Raw genomic sequence first — 17,385 nt, 5'->3', positions numbered from 1 at the left:
CCGTCGGGCGTCGGCTCAGTCCAGGCGCGGTATCGCGGCGGCGAAGAGGTCGATGATCCGCTCGGGTTCGGTGATGCCGGAGGCGTAGACGTAGGCGGAAGTGAACCCGGCGGCGGCCATCTCGTTGGCCGTGGTGACGATGTCATCGACCGTGCTGCCCGGATCGATCCGGAAGATGGTGGTCTTGTCGATCTCCTCGTAGTCGCGTCCGACGGCGTCGCAGTGCCCGCGGAGCACGTCGAGCTTGTGCGCGGCCTCCGGCCCGCCGAAGATGTTGCAGGCGTCGGCGTATTGCGCGACCAGGCGCAGCGTCTTCTTCTCGCCCGAGCCGCCGATCATCAGGTACGGGTGTGGCTTGGTCAGTGATTGCGGCGAGTTGAGGGTCCGCCCCAACCGGTAGTGCTCGCCGTCGAACGGCTCCTCGGAGTCCGACCACATCTGGAGGCAGATGCGCAGGGTCTCCTCGAGTCGCTCGAATCTCTCCGCGGTCGGCGGGAACGCGAAGCCGAGGCCGTCGGACTCCTCGTCGTTCCAGGCGGCGCCGATGCCGAGGCCGACCCGGCCGCCGGAGAGCACATTCAGGGTGGTGACCGCCTTCGCCAGTAGCGCCGGTTCGCGGTAGGTGACGCCGGTGACCAGGGTGTGCAGGAGCGCCTGCTCGGTGTGGGCGGCGATGAAGCCGAGGGCGGAGTAGGCCTCGAGCATCTCGTTCTCGGCCGGCCCGACGCCGCGGATCTGCCAGAAGTGATCCATCACGCTGATCCGGCGCACCCCGATCGCCTCGGCGTCACGGACATGTTTGACCAGTGCCGGGCCGAGCTCGGTGGCGCCGCCGGTCCAGGTGAAGTCGGCGATGTGCAGTGCGAGTTCCATGCGGTTCTCCTTGATCGTTGCCCCCGGAGATCGGTGGGCGGCGGAAGAATCGGTTTGTGTCTCAGCCCTGGTCGTCGAGGCCGGTACGGCGTCGTGCGGCCGGGGTGAGTTCGTGGGTGCCGTAGCTGTTGTCGTCGGGGTTGATGGTGACTCCGGGTGCGACGAGGGTGTCGATGCGGTCGAGCACGTCGGCCGGCAGCGTGACGTCGGCGGCCGGCAGATAGGACTGCAGCTGCTCCATGGTGCGCGGCCCGACGATCGCGGCGGTGACGCCGGGATGGTTGATCACGAAGGCGATCGCCAACTCGATCAGGGTGATCCCGGTCTGCTCGGCCAGTACGGCGAGTTCCTCGACGATGTCGAGTTTGCGCTGATTGGCCGGGGTCGACATGTCGAAGCGGGCGCTGGGACGCGCGCTCGAGGTGGGGGTGGAGGCGGCGTCTTTACGCCAGCGACCCGACAGCCAGCCGCCGGCGAGGGGACTGTAGGTCAGTGTGCCCATGCCGTGGCGTTGCACCGTCGGCAACACGTCCTCTTCGATGCCGCGGACCAGGATCGAGTACGGGGGCTGTTCGGTCACGAACCGCGCGAGATGATTCTGTTTGGCGGCCCATTGGGCCTCGACGATCTCCGAACCCGAGTACGACGACGAGCCGATGTAGCGCACCTTGCCCTGACGGACCAGGTCGGTGAGCGCGCCGAGGGTCTCCTCGACGTCGGTGTCGGGGCTGGGCCGGTGCACCTGGTAGAGGTCGATGTGGTCGGTGTTCAGGCGACGCAGTGAATCCTCGACGGCGCGCATGATCCACCGGCGGGAACCACCACGCTGGTTGGGGTCCTCGCCCATCGGCATGAAGAACTTCGTCGCCAGGAACACGTCGTCGCGCCGACCGTGCAGCGCCTGGCCGACGATCTCTTCGGAAACGCCTCCGGAGTAGACGTCGGCCGTGTCGACGAAGTTGATACCTGCATCCAGGGCGGCGTGGATGATGCGGATCGAGTCCTGGTTGTCGTCATTGCCCCAGGGGCCGAACATCATTGCGCCCAGGCACAGCGGGCTGACCTGGACACCGGTTCGGCCGAGCGGACGGTACTGCATACAAAACCTCCTTCGTGTCTCAACCAAGGCTAGAGACCGCCGACGGTGCGAGGGAGGGTCTGTCAGTACATGCTTCGCCGACGTGCTTGGTTTTCGACGCCCGATGACGGGCGGGCTCGGTCGGCGGAATGTGCAGTGGTGATGGGGACGGTCCCGGGCAATGCGCCTCTCGGCGAGTGGCCGCTCGAAGCGGCGAAAAGGGATGGGGCCCGGGGGCAGAGATCCCGGGACCGTCGCGCTGTTCAACTGCGTGCCGCCGCGATCTATTCCACCAGTCAACACTGACCGCTACTCTCGTCGCATGCATTGTGTGGTCGTGGGTGGGGGACTGGCCGGAATGGCCTCGGCGGTGTGGCTCGCGGAGGCGGGCCAACGGGTCACCGTGCTGGAACGTCGCGGATCGCTGGGCGGACGTACCATCGCGATGCCGCTGGCCGCGGTCGACGATGTCCCCGACAACGGTCAGCACGTCTTCGCCAGCGGGTACGAGCACTTGATGCGATATCTGGACAGCGTCGGCACCCGCGAGCACGTGCGTTTCCCCGGCCAGATGACGGTGCGGATGCCCGGGGGAGCGTCGCGGCGGTCGTCCTTCGGCGGGGTGACGGGTGTGCGTGCGGCGGTCGGTGATCTGCCCGGTGTCCGCGGTCTGGACCGGCTGCGCACGGCTCGCGCGCAGGCAACGCTGATCCGGCAGGCGCTCCGTCAGCCCGCGTGGCTCGACGACATCACCGCCGACGAATGGTTCCGCCGCATCGGGATGCCGCAGTCGGCGCGGGACGCGCTGTGGGACGGCATCGTCATCGGTCTGACCGGTGACAAGCCCGACATCTCATCGGCGAAGGTGCCGGCCGATCTGCTCGTCACCGGTATCCGGCGCGCGCGTGAGACCCGAACACCGATCTCGATCGGATACCCGACCGTCGACCTCGACACGTTGTTCGTCGACGGGGCGGAGAAGGTGTTCGCCGATTCCGGGGTGCAGGTGCGGCACCGGGCCGTGGTGGCCTCGATCGACGTCGCCGACGAGCAAGTCTCCGGAGTCACACTTGCCGATGGGGAACGGATCGCCGCCGACGCGGTCATCTGCGCGGTACCGGTGTGGAACGTGACCGGCATGCTCGACCAGGTGCCGGGCCACGAAGAGATCTACGCGGCGGCCGAGCAATTGACCCCGGTACCCATCGTGAGCGTGAACCTCTATCTCGACCGGGCCATCGGCATGACGGACTGGGGCGAGATCCTGCACGGCGGTGAGGGTGTGCTCGAACAGGTCTGGGACCGCCAGCGCATGCACGGCCGCGACGCGTCACGACATCACCTCTACTCGACGACCGTTTCCGCCGCCTACGAGCTGACACACAAGCGGAATGACGAGATCACCGCCATCCAGATGGATATGCTGCGGCGGTACTACCCCGCAGCCGCCGACGCCGAGGTCATCCACAGCCATGTGGTGCGCATGCCGAAATCGACGTTCGCGCAACGACCGGGTACGGCAGGTGTCCGGCCCGATCAACGCACCGCCGTGCGTGGGCTCGCGCTGGCCGGTGACTGGACCCGCACCGACTGGACCACGACGATGGAGGGTGCTGCGCAGAGTGCTGCGCGTGCCGTCGAGGTCATTCTGGAGCACGTGGGACAGTCACGCTGATCGTGGAACCCGCGACGCGCGTTGAGCGAGTTCCGGCAGAAGATCGCCGCAAGACTCAGGTGCCGAGCCAACGCCGATGTCGCGACACCCGGCGCATACGTGCGATCGACCGACTCGAGACATGCTGCGGGGGTTGGGTGTCGAGGATGTGATGGACCTGTGCGAAGAACTCGCAGGGCTCGACTCCGAACCGGGCGCGGATCTCCTCGGCCGACCCTCCGCCGAGACTGCTCCACGTCATCGCAAAGCTCAGCACGTCGTCATCGCTGTGCGTACGGGTCATCGATCGTCCTTCCGTCTCGTCGCTGCCGGGATCACCGACAGGTGGCCACGGCTTCGGAGACCTGACGCCACGGGGCGGTGAGGATGTCGAAGTCGTTCTGGGAGAACAAGCCGTGGCCGACCAGGTCGCCGACGCTCAGGGCCGCGGCGACATCACGCACGGCGAGCACGACCTCCCGCGCCGCCGGATCCTCGATCCGCAGCGGCGAGGTGTCGACATAGCGGGGCTCCCACGCGGCCGCCTGGGCGCGGTACCACTGGTCGACCCGCCCGAACTCCCAGGCGATCTCGCGCGCATGTAGCCAGGCGCCGAGACGTCGGTGGCTGTCCGTGGCGGTGGGCACCTTCGCGGTGCCGTTGTCGTGCAGGAGGTCGGAGACCCGGAAGGCATGGCTGGTGACCGCACGGAAGTTGGGCCCGAACGCGTACTCGAGTTCACTCTCGGACACCACGAACCGGTCGAGAACGTCTCGGACGTCTTCGACCGTGTCGAGACGGACATCGTTCGATCCGGGGAGAAACGGGGACAGCAACTGGAACACGACGAAGGCGGAGCCCCGGTCGGCGGCACACCGGAGCAGCACGTCGAGTGCGCCGGTGTGGACTCCGCTGCCGAAGATCGTGCGGCGTGGTGCAGGCGTCCTGCGGAGGAACGCCGCGGCTGCCGACGGCACCGGTGCCAGTCGCGCGATCAGGTCGTGGTCGGTCAGGGTCATCTCTACCTCCGTGTCCGTCAGCATTCGACGAAGTTGACCGGGACATTGACCGCCAGCCCACCGGTGGAGGTCTCCTTGTACTTGGTGTGCATGTCGGCGCCGGTCGTACGCATCGTCTCGATGACCTGATCCAGGCTGACGCGATGAGTCCCGTCGCCGCGAAGGGCCATCCGGGCCGCGTTGATCGCCTTGCCCGCCGAGATCGCGTTCCGCTCGATACACGGGATCTGGACGAGGCCTCCGATCGGATCGCAGGTCAGCCCGAGACTGTGCTCCATGGCGATCTCCGCGGCGTTCTCCACCTGCTCAGGGGTTCCGCCGAGTATTTCGGCGAGTCCTGCGGCGGCCATCGATGCGGCCGAACCGACCTCGCCCTGGCAGCCGACCTCGGCGCCCGAGATCGACGCCCGCTGCTTGTAGAGCGAGCCGATGGCGCCGGCGGTCAACAGGAACCGGATCGCGGTGCTGTCTGGGTCGTCGCGCCCTGTCGGCGTGTAGTGCAACGCGTAATGCAGTACGGCGGGGACGATACCGGCGGCACCGTTGGTGGGAGCGGTGACGATCCGACCGCCCGAGGCGTTCTCCTCGTTGACCGCGAGTGCGACGAGATTGACCCAGTCCTCGGCGAACTCGGGTCGACGGTCCGGGTCCTCGGCGTCGAGGCGTTCGAACCAGTCCTTCGCCCGGCGCTTCACCCGCAGGGCACCGGGCAGGTAACCGTCTCGGGCGATGCCACGGTTCTCGCATTCGACCATCACGTCACGGATGTCGAGCAGGCGGTCGTGGATCTCGGCCGTCGTTCGTAGGTCACGCTCGAGCGACATCATCACGTCGCTGATGCTGCAGTGGTCACGATCGCACATCTCCAGCAGTTGCTTGCCCGAGTCGAAACCGCGATCGCCGCGTGGGGCGTCGTCGCCCTCGGTCGCACGGCTCTCCGTCTCGGTCACCACGAATCCGCCGCCGACCGAGAAGTACGTCTCACGGTGTAGCTCCACGCGTCCGACCCCGTATGCCGTGATCGTCATCGCATTGGGGTGGAACGGCAGGACCGTCAGCGGACGCAGGACCATGTGGTCCTCGCCGTAGCGGATCTCACGCACCCCGGCGAGCCTGATGGTGCCGGTTTCGCGCATCGCGTCGATGCGCGCTTCCATCTCGTCGGTGCGGATCTCCTCGGGCCGGTGGCCTTCGAGTCCGAGGAGGATGGCGGTCATCGTTCCGTGGCCGGCGCCGGTGGCTGCGAGCGAGCCGAAGAGATCGACGCGGATGCCCAGCAGATCATCGACCGCGCCGATGGTCTGCAGATCCGCGACGAAGCGCGACGCCGCGCGCATCGGCCCGACGGTATGAGAACTCGATGGGCCGATGCCGACGGAGAAGAGGTCGAAGACGCTGACGGTCATACCGCCTCCTGCCCCGGTCGGATGGTGAGGGTGTGCACGATCATCCCCTTCGTCTCGACAGCTGAAGACTTATTGATCACCAAGTGATATATAAGTTGTGGGTCTGAACGGTAGAGTACCTGGGGACGCAGGTCAAGGGGTCCGGGACGCTCGACGGCGAGGTCGGATTTTCTGGTCCACAACCCTTGACCGCCGGTCTCTCCGTGACATACATTTCCGGCAAGATGATGTGTTAGAGAACGCATCAAATATTTCAGAGGGTCTCATCGGAATGTCACAACAGCTCATCGATCCGCTGCTTCAGCCGTTTCGCCTGAAGAATGTCACCCTGCGCAACCGCGTGGTCAGCACCTCGCACGAACCGTCGTACACCGAGGACGGGATGCCCAAGCGGCGCTACCGCCTCTATCACGAGGAGAAGGCGAAGGGCGGCATCGGGCTGACCATGATGGGCGGATCGGCCGTGGTTGCCCCCGACAGCCCCGCGGCATTCGGAAACCTGCATCTCTACAAGGACGAGATCGTGCCCTGGCTGCGGGAACTCGCCTACGGGGTGCACGAGCACGGCGCCGCGGTCATGTGTCAGGTCACCCACCTGGGCCGGCGCACAAGCAACTACGACGGGGACTGGCTACCGGTCATCGCACCGTCGCCGCTCAAGGAACCCGCGCATCGCTCGTTCCCGAAGGCGGCCGAGGAGTGGGATCTCGACCGCATCGTAAAGGCCTACGCCGATGCGACCGCACGATGCCGCGAGGCCGGACTCGACGGCATCGAACTCGAGGCCTATACCCATCTGCTGGATTCGTTCTGGTCGCCGCTGACCAACCAGCGCGACGACGAGTACGGCATCGGCAGCCTCGAGGACCGGCTGCGCTTCCCGCTGCGGGTGATCCGCGCGGTCCGCGAGGCGGCGGGCCCGGACTTCGCCGTGGGCATCCGGATGTCGCTCGACGAGGACGAGCCCGGCGGGCTGCAGTGGGACGAGGGGCTCACCATCGCCAAGCGCGTCGTCGACGAGGGTATCGACTTCATCAGCGTCATCAAGGGATACATGGCCAGCGACGAGGCGCTCTCGCGGGTCATCCCGCCGATGGGTACGCCCGTGGCCCCGCACCTCGACTTCGCCGCCCAGGTCAAGCGCGAGGTGTCCGTGCCGGTGATGCACGCGTCCCGGATCAACGACGTGGCCACCGCGCGGCATGCCATCCGCGACGGCCTGATCGATCTCGTCGGCATGACCCGCGCACATATCGCCGACCCGCACATCGTCGCGAAGATCCAAGGCGGAGAAGAGGATCGTATCCGTCCCTGCGTCGGCGCGAGCTACTGCCTGGACGAGATCTACCAGAACCGCGACGCCAAGTGTGTGCACAATCCGTCGACCGGCCGTGAGGATCGGCTGCCTCATGAGGTACCGGCCGCCGACGGCCCGGCCCGGACCGCAGTCGTGGTCGGTGCCGGACCCGCCGGCCTGGAGGCCGCACGCGTGCTCGGGGAACGCGGCCATCGTGTGGTTGTCTTCGAGGCCGCCGACGCGCCGGGCGGGCAGATCCGGCTGGCCTCCTCGGCCCCCCGGCGCCGCGACCTCATCAGCATCGTCGAATGGCGGCTCGACGAATGCAAACGACTCGGTGTGGACATCCGCACCAGCGTGTACGCCGACGCCGCCGACATCCTCGCCGAGAATCCCGAGATCGTGGTGATTGCCACGGGAGGCGTGCCGGACACCCAATTCCTCACCGAGGGTGACGGTCTCGTCTCCGACGGGTGGGACGTGCTGTGTGGCGCGGTACGCCCGAAGGGGGAGGTCCTCTTCTTCGACGACAACGGTGGGCACCCGGGTCTGGATGCCGCCGAGGTGTTGGCGCGCAGTGGTGTGCAGGTCGAGTTCGTCACGCCGGAGCGGACTCTCGCACCAGACGTCGGCGGCGTCAACTATCCCGGCTACTTCAAGGTGTTCGCCGAGCACGATGTACGGGTGACCCTCAACGAGCGGCTGACCGCGGTGCGCCGCAAGGACGGACGTCTCGAGGTGGACCTGTACAACGAGTACGCCCACGCGACGCGTCATCGCATCGTCGATCAGGTGGTCGTCGAACACGGCACGCTTCCGCTCGACGACATCTACTTCGAACTCGTCGCGGGATCGACCAACCTCGGCGAGGTGGATCAGCAGGCGCTGCTCGATCTGCGGCCGCAGGCGGTCGACAGGAACCCGCAGGGTACTTATCAGCTGTTCCGGATCGGGGACGCGGTCGCCAGCCGCAACATCCACGCCGCCGTCTACGACGCGTTCCGGCTCTGCCTGGTGCTCTGAGCACCAACCGATCTCCGCTCCACCATCCCCACACGCAAGCATCACCCCAAGGAGTTCTGCCATGTCACAACAGGTTCGCGGTGTCATCGCCCGGTCGGCGAAAGCCCCGGTCGAGGTCGCGATGATCACCGTTCCCGATCCGGGGCCGGGTGAGGTCGTCGTCGCGGTGCAGGCCTGCGGGGTCTGCCACACCGACCTCACCTATCGCGAGGGCGGCATCAACGACGAGTTCCCGTTCCTGCTCGGCCACGAGGCCGCCGGGCTCGTCGAGCAGGTCGGCGAGGGCGTCGACTCGGTGGCCGTCGGGGACTTCGTCGTGCTCAACTGGCGCGCGGTGTGCGGGCAGTGCCGCGCCTGCCGCCGCGGCCGAGGCCAGTACTGCTTCGACACCCACAACGCGACACAGAAGATGACCCTCGACGACGGCACCGAACTCACGCCCGCACTCGGCATCGGCGCGTTCGCGGAGAAGACGCTGGTGCATGCCGGACAGTGCACCAAGGTCGACTCCACCGCCGATCCGGCCGTCGCCGGGCTACTCGGCTGTGGTGTGATGGCCGGTCTGGGCGCCGCGGTCAACACCGGCAACGTCTCCCGTGGCGACTCGGTGGCCGTCATCGGCTGCGGCGGGGTGGGTGACGCCGCGATCATGGGTGCGCATCTGGCAGGTGCGACGACGATCATCGCGATCGACCGTGATGCGCGAAAGCTGCAGTGGGCCAGAGACCTCGGCGCCACCCACACGGTGAATGCCGCCGAGGTGAACACTGTCGAGGCGGTGCAGGAACTGACCGGCGGATTCGGCGCCGACGTGGTCATCGACGCCGTGGGTCGACCCGAGACCTGGCGTCAGGCGTTCTACGCCCGTGACCTCGCGGGTACGGTCGTGCTGGTCGGTGTGCCCACGCCCGATCTGACCCTGGAGATGCCGCTGATCGACTTCTTCTCCCGCGGTGGAGCACTCAAGTCGTCGTGGTACGGCGACTGTTTACCCGAGCGTGACTTCCCGATGCTGATCGACCTGCACCAGCAGGGTCGGCTTCCGCTGGACCGTTTCGTCACCGAGCGCATCAAACTCGACGAGGTCGAAGAGGCGTTCCACACCATGCACAACGGTGAGGTGCTGCGGTCAGTGGTCGTGTTGTGATCCGGTCCGGGCGGGCGGCGAGGACCCTGACGTCGTGAAGTCATCCGACAGATACGAGTTCGACGAAGACGAGGTCGTCGTCACCCACGAGAAGTCCTATGCTGCGGGCGTTCCCGCGGTGATGGTATCGCTGCGGCGCGGCCTCGAACAGATGGGGCCGGTGCGCACTGCGCGCACCCTGGCACGGCTGAACCAGCGCAACGGTTTCGACTGTCCGGGCTGTGCGTGGCCGGAGACCCCGGGTCATCGCAAGCACGCGGAGTTCTGTGAGAACGGTGCCAAAGCGGTCGCCGAGGAGGCCACCACCCGTCGTGTCGGCCCGGACTTCTTCGCCGCGCACCCGGTGTCGGAGTTGTTGGGCCGCACCGACTACTGGCTCGGGCAGCAGGGCAGGCTCACCCACCCGATGGTGTTGCGCCCGGGTGCCGACAACTACGAGCCGATCGGCTGGGACGAGGCCTTCGGTCTGATCGCCGACGAGTTACACGCCCTCGACACGCCGGACGAAGCCGCCTTCTACACCTCGGGCCGCACCTCCAACGAGGCGGCGTTCGTCTATCAGCTGATGATCCGCGCCTTCGGCACGAACAACATGCCCGACTGCTCCAACATGTGTCATGAGTCGTCGGGCACCGCGCTGGTCGACAGCATCGGCATCGGTAAGGGCTCGGTCTCGGTGCCCGACCTCGAGAACGCCGATCTGATTCTGATCGCGGGGCAGAACCCGGGGACCAACCACCCCCGAATGCTGTCGGTGCTGGAGAAGGCGAAGGCCAACGGCGCCACGGTCATCGCGATCAATCCGCTGCCCGAGGCCGGGCTGCTGCGATTCAAGGACCCGCAGAAGATCCATGGCGTCATCGGCGACGGCGTGCAGATCGCCGACGAGCTGCTGCAGATCCGCATCGGCGGCGATCAAGCACTGTTCCAGGGCCTGGCCAAACTACTGCTCGAGGCAGAGGATGCCGCGCCCGGAACCGTGCTCGACCACGCCTTCATCACCGACCACTGCGCCGGATTCGATGCATTCGCCGACCACATACGGCAGGTCGACATGGACGTGGTCGCCGAGGCGACCGGGCTGACCCGGGCGCAACTCGATCAGACGGCCGCGACGATGCTCGACTCGACCAAGACGATCATCTGCTGGGCGATGGGTCTGACCCAACAGACGCACGGCGTGGCAACGATCCAGGACGCGACGAGTCTGCTGCTGCTGCAAGGCATGATGGGCAAACCGGGTGCGGGTGTGTGCCCGGTTCGCGGCCACTCCAACGTCCAGGGCGATCGCACGATGGGTATCTGGGAGAAGATGCCCGAGTCCTTCCTCACGGCGCTGGACGCCGAGTTCGGGATCACCAGCCCACGGCGCCACGGTTACGACGCGGTGGACGCGATCCGGGCGATGCGCGACGGCCGGGTCGGTGTGTTCATGGCGATGGGCGGGAACTTCGTGTCCGCGACACCGGACACCGAACTGACCGAAGCGGCTCTGCGCCGCTGCTCGCTCACCGTGCAGGTGTCCACCAAACTCAACCGTTCTCATCTCGTCACCGGCCGCACCGGGCTCATCCTGCCCACCCTCGGGCGCACCGACAAGGACGTCGTCGACGGGCGCAAACAGCTGGTCACCGTCGAGGACTCCATGTCGGTGGTGCACCTGTCCCGCGGCGGGTTGACGCCCGCGAGCGACCAGCTGCGCAGCGAGGTCGCCATCGTCTGCGGTCTCGCGCAAGCCCTGTTCGGGCCCGACCATCGTGTCCCGTGGCAGACCTTCGTCGGCGACTACGACCGCATCCGCGACTCGATCGCCCGGGTGGTACCAGGATTCGCCGATTTCAACACCCGGGTCCGGCAACCGGACGGATTCGTGCTGCCACATCCGCCCCGCGACGAACGACGGTTCGACACAGCCACCGGCAAGGCGAACTTCTTCGTCAACGAGCTGTACCGGATCACCGTGCCGCCGGGGCGCCTTGTCCTGCAGACGATGCGCAGCCACGACCAGTACAACACCACGATCTACGGACTCGACGACCGCTACCGCGGCGTCAAGGGTGGCCGTCGTGTGGTCTTCGCCCACGCCGACGACATCACCGACCTCGGGTTCCGCCCCGACGACCGGGTCGATCTGGTGTCGGAGTGGCCGCTCGCGGACGGGACGGTGCAGGAACGGCGTGCCGAGGACTTCCGGCTCGTGCCGTATCCCACCCCACGCGGCAATGCCGCCGCCTACTATCCCGAGACCAATCCGCTCATCCCGCTCGATCACGTTGCCCGCGAGTCGAACACCCCGGTGTCCAAGGCCGTGACGATCCGCCTGGAACGTCGGTCCTGATGGGCCGGGTCACCACCCGCACCCGGGTGACCCGGCTCGATGTCGGCCGCACCATCCTTCGGCCCGACACCGTCGCCGTGGAGGAACCGCTGGAGATCCGGGTCGCCGGGCGTCCTCTCGCGGTGACGATGCGGACGCCGGGCTCAGATGTCGAGCTGGCACAGGGATTCCTGCTGACCGAGGCACTCATCGGCGGCCGCGACGACATCGTGTCGGTGCGGTACTGCAACAGTCGCGGTCCGGACGGGGTCAACACCTACAACGTACTCGACGTCGACCTCGCGCCTGGAATCGTGCTGCCGGACAACGGAATCGACCGCAATTTCTACACGACGTCCTCGTGTGGTGTGTGCGGCAAGGCGTCGCTCGAGTCCATCCGGCAGCGCACCCGTCACGATCCCGCATCCGATCCTGTCGAGGTCGAGCGGGCGACGCTGACGGGGATGCCGGACACGTTGCGCGCGGCGCAGAAGGTGTTCGACTCGACCGGCGGCCTGCATGCCGCGGGCCTGTTCACGGCCGACGGTGAACTTCTCGTGCTGCGAGAGGACGTCGGGCGTCACAACGCGGTGGACAAGGTCATCGGCTGGGCCATCGAGCACGGACGGGTCCCCCTTGCCGGGACGGTGCTGCTGGTCAGTGGTCGCGCCTCGTTCGAACTGGCACAGAAGGCCGTCATGGCCGGTATTCCCATTCTTGCCGCTGTCTCGGCACCGTCGTCGCTGGCCGTGGAGCTGGCCGCCGAGGCCGGCCTCACGCTGGTGGGATTCCTTCGCGGACCGACGATGAACATCTACGCCCACCCCGGCCGCATCCGCTCGTGAACAGTTCGTCCCCGCTTGCTGCTGAGTGGGGGTTTCTGTCCGGTGGTCGAGTAGTCCGAGCCCCCTGGGGCGAGGGCGTATCGAGACTGTGACTGGTGCACCTCAACGGGTCTCGATACGCCGTCTCGCTGCCGCTCGCCGGCTACTCGACCGGCGGAAAACCACTGCCGCTCTGGCTCATTGTGCGGATCGGATTTCTGTGTGGACCGGCGATGGCATCTCGCATCGTCGGCGAGCAGTTCGTCCCCGCTTGCTAGAACATCGTGCGGATGCCGTCCTCGAACTCGCGCACGTGTGATTCGGCGAGGGTGCGGGCCCGGGCGCCGTCGCGGTCGAGGATCGCCTGGAGCACCTCGGTCTGACCGTGGACGTGGTGGTTCAGGTCGGGGAGGCGTTCCCGGGCGAGGTTCCACATGCGGACCGACAGATCCAGACTCTGGGTGAGACTGTCGAGCAGATAGGGATTGTGCGACATCCGATGGATCGCCCGGTGGACGTCGACGTCGATCTCGAGCAGCACCGCAGGGTCGTCGCAGGAATCGACCTTCTCGAGCAATGCCTGGAGTTCGGTGCGTTCCTCATAGGTCGCCGCCGTGGCCGCGCGCTCCGCGGCGAGCCCCTCGAGTCGCTCGCGCATGTCGCAGATCGCTTCGAGGTCGGCCAGGTGGAGGTCGGCGGCGTAGCTGCCGCTACGCGGGTAGATGACGACCAGCCGCCCGTACGCGAGGCGTTTGATCGCCTCGCGTACGGGTGTCCGGCCGAACCCGAGTTCGGCTGCGAGCTGCTCCTCCTCGATCGGCGCGCCCGGAGGTATTTCCAACGAGACGATCTTGTCCCGAATGGCCTCGAAGGCCTGGTCGGAGAGCAATCGTCCGCTCGCGGTCTGCCGGTCCGCAGCGCGTGGGGCGCGCACAGCCACGTCGATCACCTTCCTGGCGGATATACGACATCACCCAACTGAGATGTCAGCTCCCTTTGACCGTACATCAGATCCGGGTGTGGACGGCACTGCCGTCACCACTCGACGCCGAACTCCTCGGTGGCGTCGAGCAACCATTCCGCCAGGTAGCCGGCGAACGACGACCGGACGATGATCCGGTAGTCGGTTGCCGACTCGTCTCCGGGGATCAGGACCACGCCGGCCAGGGCGAGCATGGTCTGCGCCGCAGAGCCCCGCCCGAACACGCTCGGGTGCAGGTCCAGGGAGCAGCCCTTGGCCAGCACATCCCGTGCGTGAGTCCCGCTGAGCCGGACGAGGGTGCGCTGCGCCGAGACGTCCACGGCGGCGCCGCCCTGCGCGGCGACCGCATTGCGCAGCCGCGCCTCGAGGTCTTCACCGTCCAGGCTGGTCGAGATGATCAGCCACTCCTGCGGTCCCATCCAGATGACATCGACGGCGTCGCCGGCGACCACGGTCGACGGCGTCTGCGGGAGTGCGTCGACGCCGAGCACCGACGCGCCAGCGGTACCGCCGTCCCCGGTGGGGTCCACCCACAAGTCGACCATGGTGACGAACGGCTCTTCGGCGATGCGGACGGAGTCGGGCAGCGCAGCGAATCGAGAGTGCCAGGCCTGCAACGGGCTCCGGCGGGTCAGTGTGTCAGCCATCGCGGCGTGCTCCTTCGGGGTCGACGAGGACGGTGCCGGTGACCTCCACCGGGACCAGGGTTCCGTCCACGGGGACGTGAACGGTGTCGCCGATACGGTCGCGGCCGCCCTTGAGCAGGGCCAGGCCGAACGGGCGACCGAGTTCGGCACTCCGATAGCTCGAGGTGACGTGGCCGAGCATCGGTACCGGCACGGGCGGCAACGCCCCGTCCTCGCCGGGCTCGATGATCTGCGAGCCCTCGGGCAGGACGGTCTCGGCGTCGAGCGGCAGGAGCCCGACGAACTGCTTGCGCAGGGGGTTGAGGTTCTCGCTCCTCGTGAACGAGCGCTTGCCGATGAAGTCGGTCTTCTTCTTCGACACCACCCAGTTCATCCCGAGATCCTGCGGCGTGACCGTGCCGTCGGTGTCCTGGCCGATGATCGGGTACCCCTTCTCGGCTCGCAGTACATGCATGGTCTCGGTGCCGTACGGGGTGATCCCGTGGCGTTCACCGGCGGCGATGAGGCGTTCCCACACCTGCGTCGCGTACCACCCCATGACGTTGACCTCGTAGGCCAGTTCGCCGGAGAAGCTCACCCGGCCGACGCGGACGTGCACGCCGTCGAGAGTCGTGTCGCGCCAGGCCATGAACGGAAACGCCTCGTTGCTGACGTCGAGGTCACCGAAGACCGCGCCCACCACATCACGCGACCGCGGGCCGACGACAGGGAAGGTGTGCCACTGCTCGGTCACCGAGGTGAGCCGCACCTTCAGATGCGGCCACTCGGTCTGCAGCCACTCCTCCATCCAGTCCAGGATGTGCGCCGCACCGCCGGTCGTCGTGAAGACCTGGAAGCGGTCCTCCGCCAGGCGCATCACGGTGCCGTCGTCGATCACCATCCCGTCGACACCACACATCACGCCGTAGCGGATCATGCCGACCTTCAGCGTGCTCATCATGTTGGTGTAGAGCATGTCGAGGAACTCGCCGGAATCCGGGCCCTGCACATCGATCTTGCCCAGTGTCGAGCCGTCGAGGATGCCGACGGACCCACGTACGGCGGCACATTCGCGCAGCACGGCGTCGTCCATCTCTTCGCCGGGCAGCGGATAGAAGCGGGGTCGCTTCCACTGGCCGACGTCCTCGAAGACCGCGCCGCGGGCCACGTGCCACTCGTGCACCGCGGTGACCCGTTCCGGATCGAACAGGCTGCCTCGGCTGCGCCCGGCCAGAGCGGCGAACGCAACGGGCGTGTACGGCGGGCGGAAGGTGGTGGTGCCCAACGCCTGGACCGGTTCGCCGAGTAATTCCGCAGTGATCCCGGACGCGATGATGCCCGAGGTCTTGCCCTGATCGTGTGCCGTGCCGATCGTGGTGTAGCGCTTGATGTGTTCGACGGACCGCATTCCGGCGCCGATCGCGCGGGCGATGTCGGCGACGGTCGCGTCGCGCTGCACGTCGACGAACTGGGTGTCGGTGCCCTTCTCGTCGGGCACCCGCCACATGACCAGGGCAGGGCTGGCAGCGGTCGCCGGGTCGGCTTCGCCGGGCAGCGTTGTCGACCGCGCGGCGCGGCCCAGCGCCACCAGCACCTCCGTGGCCTTCTCCCGTCCGTTGCGGATGCAGCCGGGAAGGTCGAAGACGCCTGCGGCCGAACCGGTCACACTGATGCCGTCGAGATCGTCGCCGGGCAGGAACGCGCCGAGGGTGTCGTCGTAGCGCAGCGCGCCACGCGCCTGACTGAACAGATGGACGGCCGGATTCCAGCCGCCGCTGACCAGCAGGGTGTCGCAGGCCAGCACCGGCGAGCCGGGCGAGCCCGAGACCAGCGCGTGGCTGACCCGGCCGTTGCCGCGGGTGCCGTGCACCACGGAGCCCGCGCGCACGGCGATCCCACGCGTGTCGCAGCCGTCGACCAGATGCGCGGGTACCTGCGTACGGGCGTCGACGACCGCGTTGATCCGCACGCCGGCGTCGTGCAGGTCGAACGCCGCGCGGTAGGCGCTGTCGTTGGTCGTGAAGACCACCGCCTGTTCACCGACCCGCACGCCGTAGCGATGCAGGAACGTGCGTGCGCTGTGGGCGAGCATGATCCCGGGACGGTCGTTGTCGCTGAAGACCACCGGACGCTCGTGCGCTCCGGCGGCGACGATGATGTGCCGGGCGCGGACTCGCCACACCCGCTGTCGGCTCACCGCGGCGGGTGCCTCGTTGCCGAGATGGTCGGTGCGTCGCTGGACCGCGAGCACAAAGCCGTCGTCGTAGAGTCCGAACGCGGTGGTGCGCTGCAGGTGCACAACATCGCGATAGCTCGCGAGTTCGGCCACCGCATCGGCCACCCAGTCCAGTGCAGGTCGTCCGTCGATCAGGTCGTCGGAGCCGAGCAGCGCGCCGCCGGCCTCGGACTGCTCGTCGATCAGCGCGACCCGGGCCCCGCTGCGTGCGGCGGTCAACGCTGCGGCCAGTCCGGCGGGCCCGGCGCCGGCGATCAGGACGTCGGCGTGCACGTGCGTTGCGTCGTAGCGGGCGTTATCGGGGATCTCCGCCAGCCGACCCTGCCCCGGAATACCCCGTGCGACAAGGCCGTCGAAGAGCTCCACGGTGGTGGCGAGCAGCATCGGCTCGGGGAACGGGGCCTCGATCTGGACCAGGCCGCCGGTGTCCTCGGCCCAGGCGGCGGTGATGCCGCGCGGACGGCCCAGCTTGATGCTGGTGGTGACCTGGTGCAGCCCGTGGGCCAGCAGGGCCGAGGCCAGCGTGTCGCCGGGGTGTCCGGTCAGTTCCCGGTCACCGAAGGTGAAGCGCAGGGTGGTGTCACGGTCGACACGACCACCGCGGGGGGTACGGAAGGATGTGTTCATGAGGTCGCCGGCTTCTGCTCGTCGAGGCGGTACACGCCGTGGAATCGGTAGGTGGCGGTGTCACGCAGTGCGTTGAACCAGCGGCGGCAGCCGGCGCTGTGGCTCCACCGTTCGGCGAAGACACCCTTGGGGTTGTTGCGGAAGAAGACGAAGTGCGCCCACTGTTCGTCGCTCAGTGCCGCCGGGTCCTCCGGGTAGGCGATGTGTGCCTCTCCGCCGTAGTGGAACTCGGTCTCCTCGCGTGGTCCGCACCACGGGCATTCGATGAGTTGCATG

Annotated in this window: 14 protein-coding genes; 5 read left to right on the top strand and 9 right to left on the bottom strand. The window is 67.5% G+C overall.

What is annotated here, in order from left to right; translation table 11 throughout:
• Window positions 1–15 precede the first annotated feature (15 nt).
• Together ACVT6V_RS29650 and ACVT6V_RS29645 are read right to left on the bottom strand one after the other, a co-directional pair.
• The gene (locus ACVT6V_RS29650) at window positions 16–873 is read right to left on the bottom strand and encodes an LLM class F420-dependent oxidoreductase (RefSeq protein ID WP_489897622.1); all 858 of its coding nucleotides are present in this window, start codon (window positions 871–873) and stop codon (window positions 16–18) included.
• 61 nt (window positions 874–934) lie between these two features.
• Window positions 935–1,972 (bottom strand): aldo/keto reductase, encoded by a 1,038-nt coding sequence (locus tag ACVT6V_RS29645; RefSeq protein WP_489897621.1) that lies wholly within the window; start codon window positions 1,970–1,972, stop codon window positions 935–937.
• A 301-nt stretch (window positions 1,973–2,273) separates the two neighbouring features.
• Here ACVT6V_RS29645 and ACVT6V_RS29640 point away from each other — a divergent pair, with 301 nt between their 5' ends.
• On the top strand, window positions 2,274–3,626 hold the full coding sequence (locus tag ACVT6V_RS29640; protein WP_489897620.1) for a hydroxysqualene dehydroxylase: 1,353 nt from the start codon (window positions 2,274–2,276) through the stop codon (window positions 3,624–3,626).
• Between the two features lie 55 nt (window positions 3,627–3,681).
• Here the strand turns inward: ACVT6V_RS29640 and ACVT6V_RS29635 are convergent, their stop codons facing one another.
• Genes ACVT6V_RS29635 through ACVT6V_RS29625 form a run of 3 tightly spaced genes read right to left on the bottom strand, consistent with a single transcriptional unit; the run spans window position 3,682 to window position 6,030 of the window.
• Window positions 3,682–3,909, bottom strand: a complete 228-nt coding sequence (locus ACVT6V_RS29635; protein ID WP_489897619.1) for a DUF3263 domain-containing protein — start codon at window positions 3,907–3,909, stop codon at window positions 3,682–3,684.
• 31 nt (window positions 3,910–3,940) lie between these two features.
• Window positions 3,941–4,624, bottom strand: coding sequence for a hypothetical protein (locus tag ACVT6V_RS29630; protein ID WP_489897618.1), 684 nt, complete (start codon window positions 4,622–4,624; stop codon window positions 3,941–3,943).
• Between the two features lie 17 nt (window positions 4,625–4,641).
• Window positions 4,642–6,030: an L-serine ammonia-lyase gene (locus ACVT6V_RS29625; protein WP_489897617.1), complete on the bottom strand. Its 1,389-nt coding sequence runs from the start codon at window positions 6,028–6,030 to the stop codon at window positions 4,642–4,644.
• A gap of 271 nt (window positions 6,031–6,301) precedes the next feature.
• On the opposite strand from ACVT6V_RS29625, the gene ACVT6V_RS29620 reads away from it, so the two are divergent.
• The 4 genes from ACVT6V_RS29620 to fdhD all read left to right on the top strand — a co-directional run bounded on the left by ACVT6V_RS29620 (window position 6,302) and on the right by fdhD (window position 12,659).
• Window positions 6,302–8,350, top strand: a complete 2,049-nt coding sequence (locus ACVT6V_RS29620) for an oxidoreductase (RefSeq protein ID WP_489897616.1) — start codon at window positions 6,302–6,304, stop codon at window positions 8,348–8,350.
• Between the two features lie 61 nt (window positions 8,351–8,411).
• Window positions 8,412–9,497 carry an S-(hydroxymethyl)mycothiol dehydrogenase gene (locus tag ACVT6V_RS29615; RefSeq protein ID WP_489897615.1) on the top strand — a complete coding sequence of 362 codons (1,086 nt, stop codon included), beginning with the start codon at window positions 8,412–8,414 and terminating at the stop codon, window positions 9,495–9,497.
• Window positions 9,498–9,531: 34 nt separating this feature from the next.
• Window positions 9,532–11,835, top strand: coding sequence for an FdhF/YdeP family oxidoreductase (locus ACVT6V_RS29610; RefSeq protein WP_489897614.1), 2,304 nt, complete (start codon window positions 9,532–9,534; stop codon window positions 11,833–11,835).
• Window positions 11,835–12,659, top strand: coding sequence for a formate dehydrogenase accessory sulfurtransferase FdhD (gene fdhD / locus ACVT6V_RS29605; protein WP_489897613.1), 825 nt, complete (start codon window positions 11,835–11,837; stop codon window positions 12,657–12,659). The genes ACVT6V_RS29610 and fdhD overlap by 1 nt, the downstream gene beginning before the upstream one ends.
• Before the next feature lie 253 nt (window positions 12,660–12,912).
• Here fdhD and ACVT6V_RS29600 read toward each other — a convergent pair whose 3' ends face one another.
• The 4 genes from ACVT6V_RS29600 to ACVT6V_RS29585 all read right to left on the bottom strand — a co-directional run bounded on the left by ACVT6V_RS29600 (window position 12,913) and on the right by ACVT6V_RS29585 (window position 17,384).
• Entirely contained in the window at window positions 12,913–13,578 is a 666-nt protein-coding gene (locus ACVT6V_RS29600; protein WP_489897612.1) for a GntR family transcriptional regulator, read from the bottom strand.
• 95 nt (window positions 13,579–13,673) lie between these two features.
• A complete protein-coding gene (locus ACVT6V_RS29595; protein WP_489897611.1) occupies window positions 13,674–14,267 on the bottom strand; it encodes a sarcosine oxidase subunit gamma in 594 nt (197 codons plus the stop codon).
• Window positions 14,260–17,109 (bottom strand): 2Fe-2S iron-sulfur cluster-binding protein, encoded by a 2,850-nt coding sequence (locus ACVT6V_RS29590; RefSeq protein WP_489897610.1) that lies wholly within the window; start codon window positions 17,107–17,109, stop codon window positions 14,260–14,262. Before ACVT6V_RS29590 ends, ACVT6V_RS29595 begins: the two co-directional genes overlap by 8 nt.
• Window positions 17,106–17,384, bottom strand: coding sequence for a sarcosine oxidase subunit delta (locus ACVT6V_RS29585; protein ID WP_489897609.1), 279 nt, complete (start codon window positions 17,382–17,384; stop codon window positions 17,106–17,108). The genes ACVT6V_RS29590 and ACVT6V_RS29585 overlap by 4 nt, the downstream gene beginning before the upstream one ends.
• Between the last annotated feature and the right edge of the window lies 1 nt (window position 17,385).

The sequence above is a fragment of the Gordonia sp. LMA167 genome, assembly GCF_058130025.1.
The sequence above is the reverse complement of the archived record's forward strand: the minus strand, read 5'-3'. Positions and strand labels throughout refer to the sequence as shown.